Origin of the sequence: Sphingobacterium cavernae (assembly GCF_008520265.1) — a bacterium.
GTDB lineage: Bacteria > Bacteroidota > Bacteroidia > Sphingobacteriales > Sphingobacteriaceae > Sphingobacterium > Sphingobacterium cavernae.
The window spans coordinates 16153-30648 of record NZ_VIQM01000032.1 but is presented as its reverse complement, the minus strand read 5'-3'; the positions used below and the strand labels follow the sequence as shown (position 1 = coordinate 30648).

Sequence of the window (14496 nt, the reverse complement as noted above, 5' to 3'; positions counted from 1 at the left end):
AATTATTCTACGCGCTTCTTGTGATAACGTTGCGCGATGAATGTGATAATAAAAATCTGAAATGCATGATATATCATTAGGGGTAAGAAATATAAACCAGCATACGGATTATTCATAAAGATGAACTTACCAAATACACTGCCGTGGGTCAATGATTTCTTTGACCCACAAAATAATGTCGTAATTTGATCAGACTCATTAAACTTCAATACATATTTACAGAGAAAATACAACAAACCATATATCAATACAAAAAGCAAAACCACTGCAACAAACATTTGAAGTAAATATTGATTGCTAAGCGTAGAAAAAATTCCATTTTCAAACGAATGCGCGAAGCTACTATACACAATCAACAAAATGACAGTCTTGTCAAAAGAGGACAGTTTCTTACTGTGTCTAGATGCCCAAAATCCCCAATATTTTTGAAGAAAAAGTCCCACAATAACAGGAAGAATTATTTCTAACATCAATCCTCGATATACATCCAACAATACATTTTCTGTTGTAAAATCCAAAAATAAACTCATCCACAACGGAGTAATAACCACCCCAATAAGTCCAGAAATACTCGCATTGAAAATCGCCGCCGGTATATTGCCTTTAGCTACAGAAACCATTACAACAGAAGAAGATACGGTTGAAGGCAAAGCCGCCAAAAAGAAAAATCCGATCCAAGTATTTTCAGAAATAAACTCTCCAATAAAAGGTCTAAATAATAAAACAATTAAAGGAAAGATTATGAAAGTCGCTAACTGAACCACAACATGAAGCCTCCAATTCTTCAAGCCCGATTTTATCTGACCAAAACTTAACTTCAATCCATAAAAAAAGAAAATTAAGGATACTCCGATAGAAGTAATTGTATCCAAGACAAACCCATCTTGGTATATGGCTAAATATGGAAGAAAATATGCAATTATGATGCTAAATACAAGATATACTATAAAGAGGTCTATTTTCATACAAACCAAATATAGTGCATATTACCTTGCAAGAAAAATTATAAAAGCGTATTTCATTCCACAAAAGAAAACGTTTCTAACTGTGTATATAGCTTTGCAAATGATCTATAGTTTGTTTTTGATCTTCAATAATAAATTTCACCAAATCACCAATGGACAACATACCAATTACTTTTTCATCTTCTACAACCGGCAAATGCCTGAAATGATTTTCTGTCATCAAAACCATACAACTTTCTATCGAATCATTGAGACTAATTGTTCTTGGAGAAGAAGTCATAATCTCTTGAATTGTCGTATCTTTTGAAGACTTTCCATGCAATACCACTTTACGTGCATAATCTCTCTCCGTGAAAATTCCCAAAAGCTTTTCATCTTCAATAATTAATAAAGCACTGATATTTTTTTCCATCATAATTTGCAGAGCTTCCAATACAGAGGTATCACGAGACACAGCAAAAATAGCTACTGACTTTGATTGAAGAATATGTTTTACAGTTTTCATAATCTTGTATTAATTAGTTAATTGATATGTAGAATAAGGCTATTCCCAAATATATAATGTAGCATCACATGTACTTGACTAAAGATAAGAAATCATAGCGATAATAAATACATTAACATTCAATATTTTACTTAGAATAAAATAGAAAAATTCACAATCATAGAAGTAGCCCACATGTAAATATAAATTTTACATTCTTCAATCCATTTTATTAAAATATTCTTAAAATTAACTTCAAAATGTTTTTATATAATTATATTTGTATCACCATGAGTACAGCATCATATTTATCAAATAGAATCAATAGCCTTTCAGAATCGGCAACATTGAAAATGACCAAATTGGGTCGTGAATTAGCAGCAAAAGGCATTAATGTAATAAGCCTAAGTGTTGGGGAACCGGATTTTAATACACCTGATCACGTAAAAGAAGCGGCTAAAAAAGCATTAGACGATAATTTCACACGTTATTCTCCAGTACCAGGCTACCCTGACTTACGTCAAGCTGTCGTGAACAAATTGAAAAACGAAAACGGCCTTGATTACGATATTTCACAAATCGTGGTTTCTACTGGTGCTAAACAGTCTTTATCAAATGTAATCCTTACGTTGGTAAATCCAGGGGATGAGGTGATCATCCCAACGCCATACTGGGTTTCATACTCTGAAATGGTAAATTTGGCTGAAGGTAAATCGGTATTTATAGATACAGATATTGAAAGCAACTTCAAAATTACGCCGGAGCAATTAGAAGCGGCTATTACGCCAAAATCAAAAGTCTTTATGTTCTCTTCACCTTGTAACCCTACAGGATCGGTTTACAGTAAAGAAGAATTGGCTGCTTTGGTAAAAGTATTTGAAAAACACCCTAATATTTTCATTATCTCTGACGAAATCTATGAGCATATCAATTTCGTAGATAAGCACGAATCTATCGCTCAATTCGAAAGCGTAAAAGATCGTGTAATTATTATCAATGGTTTCTCAAAAGCATTTGCGATGACAGGCTGGAGATTAGGTTATATTGCTGCAAACAAAGAAATCGCTGCAGCTAACGATAAGCTTCAAGGACAAACTACTTCTGGTACATGCTCTATCGCACAGCGTGCTGGTATAGTTGCTTACGAGCAAGGTTTGGATTCGGTATACGAAATGAAAGAAGCCTTCACACGTCGCCGTCAACTGGTTTATGAATTATTAAATGATATTCCAGGTGTAAAAACGAACTTACCAGAAGGTGCATTCTACTTCTTCCCAGAAATTAGTTCTTTCTTTGGTAAAAAAGATCCAGAAGGAAATGTAATAAAAGATTCTTCAGATTTAGCATTATACCTATTGAATTTTGGACATATTGCTACTGTAGGTGGTGATTCATTTGGTAACAATAATTACATTCGTTTGTCTTACGCAGCTTCAGATGAAAATTTGAAGGAAGCTTTAAGAAGAATGAAAGAAGCTTTAGGTAAATTAGCGTAATTGTTTAAGTTTGATATAAAAAATATAAGGCTTCAATTTAAAATTGAAGCCTTATATTTTTTAGCGGCCAATAACTGTACCGTTCGGAATTACAGCATTTTTCTTTACAACGACTATTCCATCGCATATGGTATAATGTTCAGAATCTTCATCTCCAAGGTGCACTCCTCCAACTATACGCACATCATTTCCGATTCTACAATTTTTATCCAAAATCGCATTTTCGATATAACAACGTTCACCTACTCCGATTGGAGGTGGCTGTTGCGAATTCGTCTTTTCTACCACAGTACTTAGATCTTCATAATAATCCGAACCCATCATATAAGTACGTTTAATAACCGTTCCTCTTCCTATTCGAGAGCGCACCCCAATTACGGATTGCTCAACTTTATCACTCAAGATGATACAGCCGTCAGCAAGTAATGCATTATTCAATGTTGATCCGGAAACTTTAGAAGGTGGCAACATACGTGGACGCGTAAAAACAGGCTCTCCGAAAAGATTGAATAATGGAATATTATCGGTCAAACTGATATTTGCTTCGAAGAAAGAAGCAATAGTACCGATATCTGTCCAATAGCTATCAAATGGATAACTTAACACCTTACTTTTACCGATAGCCTCAGGAATAATCTCTTTACCAAAATCCATACCTGGATTCTCTGCCAACAAACGAGATAAAACCCCTTTTGAAAAAACATAGATACCCATGGAGGCAAGAAAATTTCTCCCCTGTCTAGCAAGATTTTCTGGCACTTCAGAAGTCCAGTCTGGCAATAAATCAGCCGAAGGTTTTTCAATGAAAGATGTCACATCTCCATTCTCATTTGATTTTAAGATACCAAAACCTGTAGCCTCTTTACCCTCCACTGGAATTGTTCCGATAGTGATTTCGCCACCATTTTTAACATGGAAATCCACCATCGCTGCATAATCCATCTGATACAATTGATCACCAGAAAGAATCAACACATAGTCGTAATCAACATTTACAAGATTCTTTTGGGTACGACGTACGGCATCTGCTGTACCTTCAAACCATCTATCTCCTTCATTGGTTTGCTCAGCAGCTAAGATATCGATGAAGCCTTTACTGAACACACTAAAATTGTATGTATTTTTAATGTGTTTATTCAGTGACGCTGAGTTATACTGCGTTAAAACAAATATTTTGTTATAACCTGAATTTAGACAGTTTGAAATTGGAATATCGACCAAACGATACTTACCTGCAATTGGTACTGCTGGCTTTGAACGCTGATCGGTCAATGGATAAAGGCGAGTTCCTCGACCTCCTCCTAGTACTATGGATACAACTTTGTGTGACATAATTATTTGAGTAACTGGTTATATAAATCTATGTATTTTTGTGCTGATTTGTCCCATGAAAAATCTAGAGCCATTGCTTTTCGCGTGATAACCGACCAATCTTTTTCTTTAGCAGAATATGCCAAGGCACGCTTAATCGTGCTATCGATACTTTCCACTGAAAAATCGTTAAATACGAAACCGTATCCATCTTCTTGGCTAACATCAATGACTGTATCTTTCAGTCCACCGACGCCACGAACGAGTGGTATAGTACCATATTTTAGTGCGTATAGTTGGTTAAGGCCGCATGGTTCTACGCGTGATGGCATAAGTATAACATCAGATGCAGCATATGCTTCATGCGCTAATGCTTCATTGTACCCAAAAAATACCGCAATCTTAGGCGCATATTTTTCAAATGCTATTTCGATATCTTTCTGTATCCCCTCATCGCCAGAGCCTAAAATAAATATAGTTAAATTATTTTCATTTTGCGAATAATGATTATGCAAAACTGATGCTAAAATATCTGCACCCTTTTCATAAGCAAAACGACCAATATAAGTCAAAAGCAGACCATCCGAAGGCAATCCAACTTTCTCACAAAATGCCTCCTTATTTTTTCTTTTCCCACTTTTCACTGTTCGCGATGTATACTTGATAGGAATTAATGGATCTTTAGCAGGATTCCAAAGATCTAAATCTATTCCATTTACAATGCCATGAGCCTTATACGCCTGATCTACAAATAAGCTTTCTAAACCTTTTGCTTCGTGAACAAGTTCCCCCAAATATCCCTCTGAAACAGTGGAATACGCATCACAACAACGTATTGCTGATGATAGTGGATTAATCGAACCGCCCCAATCCAGTAAGCCCCACTTCCAGGTATCAAAACTTGGCAACAAAATTCCTTTATTCCAATTCATCCAACCTTGGTACTGACCATTATGAATTGTAAATAATGTTTTTATACCAGCTAACTCTCTAAAATCGTTTGTATTTTTAAGTAAAAAAGGTATTAATCCAACATGGTGATCATGGCAATTAATCACATCTGGACGAATATTATTATTTAATATCCAGTGTAAAAATGCATGTTGAAATGCCAGCCATTGTTCACTATCATCCCCATAACCATAAACTTCAGGTCGATCCAAAAAGCCAGGAACTTTAATTAAATATAATGGAAACCCTAGATTAGACTCTTCGTGTGAAAATACCGTGTAATTTAGATATTGTGAACCTTGGTAAAAGCCGCCCTCAGCTACCACCTCAAATTCATGAGATTGCATGTAAGGCTTCTCAAACCACGGCATTACTACACTAGAATCAACACCAAGCTTGCGCTGGTATTTAGGTAGAGCGCCTACCACATCTGCTAAACCTCCAACTTTAGCGACAGGGTAACACTCTACACTTAAATGAATAACTTTCATATTTTGTATTAGTTTAGGTTGTTAAATATTTAAGTTGTCATCTTTAATATAACCCCTCCTAATGGAGGTAACTTTAAGTTGATTGAATTGTCTCTATACATCCAATGTATTGGTTCTGATTTTATATTTCCGATGCTAACACCCGAACCAAAATAATCTAGGTCGTCAGAATTGAAGATTATCTCCCAATTACCAGCAGCAGGAACGCCTACTCGATAGCCCACACGTACAACCGGTGTAAGATTTAACACCACAACCAAATCATTGTGTTGATCATGACCTTTTCTGATATATGCTAAAATACTATTGTCCGCATCATTCAATTCTAACCATTCAAAACCTTCTGGGCTAAAAGCCTTTTCGTAAAGCGCTGGTTCATTTTTATACGTCGTATTTAGCTTTTTGAAGAATTCGAACAAGCCTTTATGAGGTGGAAAAGCCATCAAATGCCAATCCAAAGATTGGTTTACATTCCATTCAGAAGTTTGTCCAAATTCGCCACCCATAAATACCAATTTTGTACCCGAGAAAGTAAACATAAATAGATATAATGCGCGCAAATTTGCAAACTTTTGCCATTCGTCTCCTGCCATTTTATTCACCATAGACCCTTTACCATATACCACTTCATCATGAGATAAAGGAAGCATAAAATGCTCATGATAAGCATATACCGAAGCAAATGTCAATTGACTGTGATGGTATTTTCTATTTATCGGATCTTCTTTAAAATAACCTAAGGTGTCGTGCATCCATCCCATCATCCATTTCATTCCAAATCCCAATCCCCCATCATAAGTTGGTTTACTCACGCCTGGCCACGATGTTGATTCTTCAGCTATAGTCTGTACATCTGGGTAATTTACATACACAGCTTCATTAAATTCTTTTAAGAAATGTACGGCTTCCAAATTTTCTCTTCCACCAAATTCATTCGGAATCCATTCGCCCTCATTTCTCGAATAATCAAGATAAAGCATAGAAGCTACAGCATCGACACGTAACCCGTCAATATGGTATCTATCGAGCCAAAATAATGCATTACTAATTAAAAATGAACGTACTTCATTGCGACCATAATTAAATATATAGGATTTCCAATCTGGATGAAATCCCTTACGCATGTCTTCATGCTCATACAATGCGGAACCATCAAATCGGTAAAGTCCATGGGCATCACCAGGAAAATGTGATGGAACCCAGTCCAAGATCACCCCAATTTCATTTTTGTGCAATTGCTCAATTAAGAACATCAATTCCTGTGGTGTTCCATATCTTGACGAAGCTGCAAAATAGCCTGTGATTTGATAACCCCATGAAGGATAATATGGATGCTCCATAATTGGCATAAATTCAACATGGGTAAAACCCAAGGACTTTACGTAAGGCACCAGCTTTTCAGCTATCTCCCGATAGGTAAGCAAACGATCTGGATCATTAGGGTCTCGTATCCAAGACCCTATATGCAATTCGTATACTGACATCGGCCGATCAAGACGATTACGATCGTGACGATCTCTCATCCATTTATCATCTTGCCATTGATGCCAAGTTGTTGTAATAACAGAAGCTGTTTTTGGTGGAATTTCCATAGACAATGCAAATGGATCAGCTTTTTCTAAAATCTCACCAGTATAGGTCTCAATGCGATATTTATACATTTCACCGATGCCGACATTATAAATAACCCCTTCCCAAATACCACTTTCGTCCCATCGCACATACAATTCATGACTATATGGATTCCAACCATTGAAGTTTCCAATCACGGATATCTTTTTGGCATTGGGTGCCCAAACCGCAAAGTACACTCCCTGTCTTCCATCTAAAAATACAGTCTGAGAACCGAATTTTTCATAAAGACGAAAGTGTTTGCCACTTCTAAACAGACTGATATCAAAATCTGTGAACAAAGAAAAAACTTCAACTGCTCTACTCATAATTGTATATTATTCAATTGTTAATTTTTTGAAATCATTATCCACAAGAATGTATTTTTCACCCTTTTCGTCTGTTTGGAAGTCTAAAGAAATACCGTCAACTATTACTTTTTTAGGTTCAAATGGCAGTCCTACCGGATAAATTTTATAATCATCGTACTTTTCTGTAAATAAACCTTCGCGTTGTTGTAAAAGCTTCACACTATTACTCATACTTGTTTGAATAAAATGCTTCTCCAGATAAATTTCTTGTTCGTAAGCGAAAGTATCACCATGATCGGTATATCCATAACTGTGATTCTCTCCTTGATCGTAAAACATTAACAACTTCAATGACTCTATTTTTTTCTCTCCTGTATATTGCATTACAGGATATTCAGCCATTACAGTTCCTGCTTTGATAAATATTGGCATTTCATCAAGAGGTGTAGCTACTTCTACCTCCGTACCTCCTGCGTGAACAGAATGATTAAAATAGTAATACCAATTACCTTTTGGTAAATAAACAACTTTAGATTTTTGACCTGGGTTTAATACAGGTGAAACCAAAATTTTATCGCCGAACGCAAATTCTTCCTCACGCAATAAGTTCTTGTAAACATCTTGTTCTAACATGGCTACTGGTCTCAAAATTGGTAAGCCATATTTGTGTTGTTGCCAAAAAACAGAATAGATATAAGGTAATAATTTATAACGTAATTCAATAAATTTTTTACAAATAGCTTCCCACTCTGGACCAAAACTCCAAGGCTCTCTATCCACAGTATCACCAGCAGAGTGTACACGCATAAATGGTGAAAATACACCAAACTGCATCCAACGCGTGTATAATTCGCCATCAGGATTACCCGTAAAACCTCCAATATCGGTACCGCAGAATGATAAACCTGACATCGATAGACGTTGCAATTGTAATGTACCAATTCTCAAGTGTTCCCATGTCGCAATATTATCACCTGTCCATACTGATGAATAACGCTGCGTACCAGAATAGGCAGCACGTGTAATTGTAAATGGTCTTTTGTTCTTATATAACTTTTTCAAACCATCGTACGTAGCACGCACCATCTGCATACCATAAATATTATGAGCTTTGCGGTGAGAACCTCGATATCCTTCGTAATAGTGTCTTACATCATCTGGGAAAGTGCCTTTACCAAATATTGCGGGCTCATTCATGTCATTCCAGAAACCAGCTACACCATCCTCAACTAGACCTTTATATAAACCGCCCCACCATTCTCTTACTTTGGGATTTGTATAATCTGGAAATTGACAACGACCTGGCCACACGAAACCTTCCATAAAGTAATCATCTCCACGACGGCAGAAATATTTATTGTCTTGCCCTTCTTTGAAGACCCAATAATTTTCATCTACTTTTATACCCGGATCGATCATTACAACCGTCTTAAAACCATTCGCAGAAAGATCAGAAATCATCTTGCGTGGATCTGGGAAATATTTTTTGTTCCAAGTGAAACAGCGGTACCCATCCATATAATCGATATCTAAATAAATAGCATCACAAGGAATTTCTCTTTTGCGGAATTGCTCGGTTACATGGCGTACATTCGCTTCTGGGTAATAACTCCAACGACATTGATGATATCCAATAGCCCAAAGTGGTGGCAAGAAATGCGTACCAGTCAAATCGTGGTAACGCTTTACGACATCTATCAATTGTGGTCCATGAATATAATAATATTGCAACTCACCACCTTCAGACCAAAAACTTGTTTGGTCTTTATGTTCAGCCGCGAAGTCAAAATATGTTTTAAATGTATTGTCGAAGAATATACCATATGCGTCACCGCCTGTTACACCCAAATAAAAAGGTATAGTTTTGTACAGTGGCTCTTGATTAAAAGCATACGAATAAGTGTCAGAATTCCAATTTACAATTCTTCTTCCACGAAGATTTAAATGAGAAGCCTTATCTCCGCAGCCGTAAAACACCTCATCATCAAAAGCTTTTTTCGTAGCGTATACATAATAACCACCATAATCCATATTCTCTTCCCAGTGCATAGGAGAGTAATCGGCATTCATTAATTTTCCTTTAGCATCCGAAAAAGAAACTAAAAAATCTTTTTTACTTATAGTGCATGTAACATTATTTGTGCTTACGTGATAATTTTTATCGTTTTCCGAAACCTCATGTACATGGGGGTCATGTTCTTGTTCTACAACCGCGTATGAGAAATCATCTAAGAAAACGCCTATAGGTGCCAAACGTACCCTGATGATATCATCCGATATTATTTTAACTTCAACACGCGCTTTTCCATCAGAGAAAATGTAGTTATTTCCCTCTTTGGTAACGCTTTTAACTTCTTGTAGATATGTTTTTTCGATGGTAGGTAAATCCAACACTGGGTTATTTACGTGTTGAATATTTTCTAAGGTCTCCTCAGTAATAAGATCGGAAGCGATTCCTTCTTTCTTTGTGTCCGTCATAATTAAATATGTAATTAGTTTAGTCTGATTGTTTACTGTATTTTAAATTACAATTATTTTTCATAATCTTTTAATTAATTTCATTTTTTTTATTCTATGTTATAAAACACCCAATGATGGTAGATTGTTTAAATCTCATAATACCATCATATATTTATGTCTTATTAGCATTTTATAGTTCTAATTGCGTACCTTTGTATGCTTTTAGCTAGCCCTGTAAGCTGGCGAATAAACATAAAACTGATACAAATGAAATTATCACAATTTAAATTCAACTTACCTGAATCTCTATTAGCTAACGAACCTTCAGAACACCGTGATGAAGCACGTTTAATGGTACTTCACAAGGACACTGGTAAAATTGAGCATAAAATTTTCAAAGACGTTCTAGATTATTTTGATGATAAGGATGTAATGATTTTGAATAACACTAAGGTTTTCCCTGCGCGTATGTACGGCAACAAGGAAAAGACTGGTGCTACTATCGAAGTTTTCTTGTTACGTGAATTGAATAAAGAATTGCGTCTTTGGGATGTTTTGGTAGATCCTGCTCGTAAAATCCGTGTTGGAAATAAATTGTATTTTGGTGATGATGATTTGTTAGTAGCGGAGGTTGTAGACAACACAACTTCGAGAGGACGTACTATTCGTTTCTTATTCGACGGTACAGACGAAGAATTCCGTCGTAATATTGAAATTTTGGGCGAAACTCCACTTCCTAAATATATTACACGTAAAGCAACTCCTGAAGATAAATTCCGCTATCAGACTATATATGCTAAAAACGAAGGTGCTGTTGCTGCTCCTACTGCAGGTTTGCACTTTTCTCGTGAATTAATGAAACGTTTGGAACTGAAAGGTATTGATTTTGCTGAAATCACGCTTCACGTTGGTTTAGGAACATTCCGAACAGTTGAAGTTGAAGACTTGACCAAGCATAAGATGGATTCTGAGCAATTCATAATCACTGCTGAGGCGGCAAAAATAGTAAATAAAGCAATTGATGGTAAAAGACGTGTGTGTGCGGTAGGAACTACTTCTATGCGTGCCATCGAGTCTGCTGTATCTGCAGATCGTCGTTTGAAACCAGCTGCTGACTGGACGAGTAAATTTATTTACCCTCCTTATGATTTCAGTATTGCAAATTCGATGATTACGAATTTCCATACACCTGAATCGACATTATTAGTAATGATTGCAGCATTCGCTGGATATGAAAATGTCATGAATGCATATGAGGTAGCTGTAAAAGAAAAGTACAAATTCTACAGCTATGGTGATGCAATGTTGATTATTTAAGAATTTAATAATATTTCAATATTTTTGAGCGTGATTGTTTTCAGTCACGCTTTTTTAATTATAAATAAGTAACTATCTATGTTGAATCGAGTTGTTATCATTGCTGCAGGAGGATCAGGCTCAAGGTTGAATAAGAATCTACCAAAACAATTTATGCTTTTAAATGAGAAGCCTGTATTGATGCATACAATTTCAGCTTTCGAGCCCTATGTCGATAAAATCATCGTCGCGATAAACGCAGAAATGGTCGATTACTGGAACGAACTGTGTGAGCAATACAATTTCACCCTACCTCACGAATTAATATTAGGTGGCAAAACAAGATTTCAAAGTGTGCGAAATGCATTGAACTACTTAGAAACACGGTTCCCTGATTTTTTCTATGATGAGGATAATACGGTAGCAGTTCATGATGCTGCCCGTCCATTAGTTGATTCGGTTTTAATCGAAAAGTCATTTGCTTTAGCATTTGAAGGAAAATCAAATGTATTAGCACAGAAAAGTACTAATTCAATTAGAATTGGAAGCGTAAGTGATAATGATGCTATAGATCGTGATACGGTGTGGCAAATCCAAACCCCACAAACATTTCCTGCACAAGTAATCCAAGAAGCTTATCAGCAATCTGAATTACCGACGTTCACTGATGATGCTTCAGTAGTTGAAAAAATTGGCTATTCCATTCATCTCATTGAAAGCAGCTATAAAAATATTAAACTAACTTTTGCAGAAGACTTTGAAATAGCCAAACTGTATCTTAATACGAATTAATGTCTTATTGCTAAGCGTTACCTCGTATTACACGTAATAAAACGACAATGATTGCAATTACCAACAAGATGTGAATAATACCACCTGTTGCATAACCGCCTAAAAAACTAATCGCCCATATAATTACCAATATAACTGCGATCAAATAAAGTAGATTTCCCATATTCCTTAATTTTATAATTGAACCTAGTGTGTTAATTAATTTGTTTTAGGTAATAACAACTAGAAATAAGAAAGGTTTGATTAACGATAAATTATTTTATTTCTACACACAGTTTATCGTATGCGGGAAAAACATTTTGGGGTAAAATGGATTGTATGTATTCGTGTGTACCGAATCTATGACTGATGTGCGTAAGATAAGCTGTTGTAGGATTTATATCTGCTATAAATTCTAAGGCTTCATCTAATGTAAAATGTGAAATATGTGGTTCCTCTTGAAGCGCATTAACGACCAAAACCTCCACTCCCTCTAAAACCAATCGGGATTCCGGAGTTACTGTTTTCGCATCTGTAATGTACGCAAAATTTCCTATTCGGAATCCTAAAACAGGCATTTTGTAATGCAACACTTCGAAAGGTAAAATTTCAGTTCCTAAGATTTCAAAACTATCGAGAGGTTGAATTTCTTTTAACTCCAATTGCGGTACACCAGGATATTTGATCGCAGAAAAAGCGTAATAAAACTCACGTTGCAACGCTTCTAAAGTCGCAGAATTAGAATATATCGAAATGGCTTGCTGCTGCTGATAATTGAATGCACGTACATCGTCTAGACCCGCTATATGATCTTTATGGGAATGCGTCATCAATATGGCATCAAGATTCTTTATACCTTCGCGCAACATCTGATACCTAAAGTCAGGACCTGTGTCGATTACAATATTACGACCATTATCCAATTCGATCAGAACAGAAGAACGTAAGCGATTATCATGCACATCTGAAGAAGTGCAGACTTCACAACCACAAGCTATGACGGGCACACCTTGTGAAGTTCCTGTTCCCAAAAATCGAATCTTCAAACTAAGCCTCTTCTTTTTTAATTAATGTCTTATAAAATGTCCATTGTTTTTCGTCTAAATCTACTTTAGCCACTTCAAATTCACGCAACAGAAGAATCAACGAATTGATTTTTATCTCTAAATTGGAGAATTTGTTCACAATAATCATTTTTGTATTCTGAATTACACAAGCTCCAGTCTTGAAATTTCCCTTTTCATAACGAACCTTGTAGCCCAAATCTAATAATAGATTTTCTATTTTGTCTAAATTATATTGCGTAATAGATACCACGATAAATTTACTTTGTAGGTGATTACTTTGACGTATTTTTGTGAAGCCAAATACGATCTATATAATTTGTCATAAACCCTGTTCCATACGCAAATAGCTGTGTAAAGGCAGCAATAACGCCATTGAAAGCAACAACAAGACTTTTTGTTGAGATGAGCGCATGTAAAAACAATAAGCAAGTATAAAGAACAACGAAAGCATTACCGAGGTAAACCAAAATTTGTAATGGTTTGAATGCGGTAAAAATCGTATAATTAATAATATTTAGCACCAGCAAAACGATCACGCCTAATGTAAAAGCAGCGGGTAAAGCGTGAACTAATTTTAGCTCTGAAGGATAAAGTATTGAAATATCAATACGACCTTTCCCAAATGCATTTGTCTGTTTGAAAAACTGCGGAAAGCTTGTTCGTCTTTTATGATATACAAAAGCTTCCGGTATTAATCCCACTTTATAGCCAGAATTGATCATTCGAATACTAAACTCGATATCTTCAGAACGACGTGACAAATTAAATCCACCAATATTAAACCACAACGCTCTAGAAAGCCCCATATTGAAGCTGCGTGGGTGAAACTGTCCAACATGCTTTTTGTTGCCACGAATGCCGCCTGTGGTGAAAGGACTTGTCATGGAATAGCTAATTGCTTTCTGAATTGTTGTGAACGATTCATGAGCTGCATCGGGTCCACCAAAAGCATCCCATTTATTTTCCTCAATCGACCTTTTCACTACTTCTAAATAACCAGAAGGAACTATTATATCCGAATCAAAGACAATAAAATAATCACCTTTGGCTCGTTCAAAACCATAATTACGCGCAAATCCCTGTCCCTCATTTTTCTTTTCAAAATAATGTATATCCAACTTACTTGAAAAAGATTGAACGATATGCTTTGCAGGTTTGCTAGAACCATCCTCCACAATAATAACTTCAAACGATGTATAAGTTTGTTGCGACAGCGAGGCCAACAACTCTTTGATTTCGTCGGGTCTATTGTATAATGGGATGACTATGGAAAAAAACATAT

Annotated in this window: 13 protein-coding genes; 3 read left to right on the top strand and 10 right to left on the bottom strand. The window is 35.9% G+C overall.

Annotated features, from left to right (window positions below; translation table 11 throughout):
* Positions 1 to 2 precede the first annotated feature (2 nt).
* Both FLS47_RS06445 and FLS47_RS06440 read right to left on the bottom strand, forming a co-directional pair.
* The gene (locus FLS47_RS06445) at positions 3 to 965 is read right to left on the bottom strand and encodes a bile acid:sodium symporter family protein (protein WP_149913559.1); all 963 of its coding nucleotides are present in this window, start codon (positions 963 to 965) and stop codon (positions 3 to 5) included.
* A gap of 76 nt (positions 966 to 1041) precedes the next feature.
* The gene (locus FLS47_RS06440) at positions 1042 to 1470 is read right to left on the bottom strand and encodes a CBS domain-containing protein (RefSeq protein ID WP_149913558.1); all 429 of its coding nucleotides are present in this window, start codon (positions 1468 to 1470) and stop codon (positions 1042 to 1044) included.
* Positions 1471 to 1739: 269 nt separating this feature from the next.
* On the opposite strand from FLS47_RS06440, the gene FLS47_RS06435 reads away from it, so the two are divergent.
* Positions 1740 to 2945 carry a pyridoxal phosphate-dependent aminotransferase gene (locus FLS47_RS06435; protein ID WP_223225159.1) on the top strand — a complete coding sequence of 402 codons (1206 nt, stop codon included), beginning with the start codon at positions 1740 to 1742 and terminating at the stop codon, positions 2943 to 2945.
* A 60-nt stretch (positions 2946 to 3005) separates the two neighbouring features.
* Here the strand turns inward: FLS47_RS06435 and FLS47_RS06430 are convergent, their stop codons facing one another.
* From FLS47_RS06430 to FLS47_RS06415, 4 genes are read right to left on the bottom strand one after another with little or no spacing between them, the layout of a single operon-like run.
* Positions 3006 to 4277 carry a glucose-1-phosphate adenylyltransferase gene (locus FLS47_RS06430; protein ID WP_149913557.1) on the bottom strand — a complete coding sequence of 424 codons (1272 nt, stop codon included), beginning with the start codon at positions 4275 to 4277 and terminating at the stop codon, positions 3006 to 3008.
* Between the two features lie 2 nt (positions 4278 to 4279).
* Entirely contained in the window at positions 4280 to 5698 is a 1419-nt protein-coding gene (locus FLS47_RS06425; protein ID WP_149913556.1) for a glycogen synthase, read from the bottom strand.
* A gap of 29 nt (positions 5699 to 5727) precedes the next feature.
* On the bottom strand, positions 5728 to 7638 hold the full coding sequence (gene glgB, locus FLS47_RS06420) for a 1,4-alpha-glucan branching protein GlgB (RefSeq protein ID WP_149913555.1): 1911 nt from the start codon (positions 7636 to 7638) through the stop codon (positions 5728 to 5730).
* A gap of 9 nt (positions 7639 to 7647) precedes the next feature.
* Positions 7648 to 10098 (bottom strand): glycoside hydrolase family 31 protein, encoded by a 2451-nt coding sequence (locus FLS47_RS06415; protein WP_149913554.1) that lies wholly within the window; start codon positions 10096 to 10098, stop codon positions 7648 to 7650.
* A gap of 249 nt (positions 10099 to 10347) precedes the next feature.
* Here FLS47_RS06415 and queA point away from each other — a divergent pair, with 249 nt between their 5' ends.
* Complete coding sequence (gene queA, locus FLS47_RS06410; protein WP_149913553.1) at positions 10348 to 11397, top strand: tRNA preQ1(34) S-adenosylmethionine ribosyltransferase-isomerase QueA; 1050 nt, start codon at positions 10348 to 10350, stop codon at positions 11395 to 11397.
* A 78-nt stretch (positions 11398 to 11475) separates the two neighbouring features.
* A complete protein-coding gene (locus FLS47_RS06405; RefSeq protein ID WP_149913552.1) occupies positions 11476 to 12168 on the top strand; it encodes an IspD/TarI family cytidylyltransferase in 693 nt (230 codons plus the stop codon).
* Between the two features lie 10 nt (positions 12169 to 12178).
* Here FLS47_RS06405 and FLS47_RS06400 read toward each other — a convergent pair whose 3' ends face one another.
* From FLS47_RS06400 to FLS47_RS06385, 4 genes are all read right to left on the bottom strand, one after another.
* Positions 12179 to 12331, bottom strand: coding sequence for a lmo0937 family membrane protein (locus tag FLS47_RS06400; RefSeq protein ID WP_149913551.1), 153 nt, complete (start codon positions 12329 to 12331; stop codon positions 12179 to 12181).
* A 91-nt stretch (positions 12332 to 12422) separates the two neighbouring features.
* Positions 12423 to 13193 (bottom strand): MBL fold metallo-hydrolase, encoded by a 771-nt coding sequence (locus FLS47_RS06395; RefSeq protein WP_149913550.1) that lies wholly within the window; start codon positions 13191 to 13193, stop codon positions 12423 to 12425.
* Between the two features lies 1 nt (position 13194).
* Entirely contained in the window at positions 13195 to 13464 is a 270-nt protein-coding gene (locus tag FLS47_RS06390; protein ID WP_149913549.1) for a hypothetical protein, read from the bottom strand.
* A 22-nt stretch (positions 13465 to 13486) separates the two neighbouring features.
* On the bottom strand, positions 13487 to 14494 hold the full coding sequence (locus FLS47_RS06385) for a glycosyltransferase (protein ID WP_149913548.1): 1008 nt from the start codon (positions 14492 to 14494) through the stop codon (positions 13487 to 13489).
* Between the last annotated feature and the right edge of the window lie 2 nt (positions 14495 to 14496).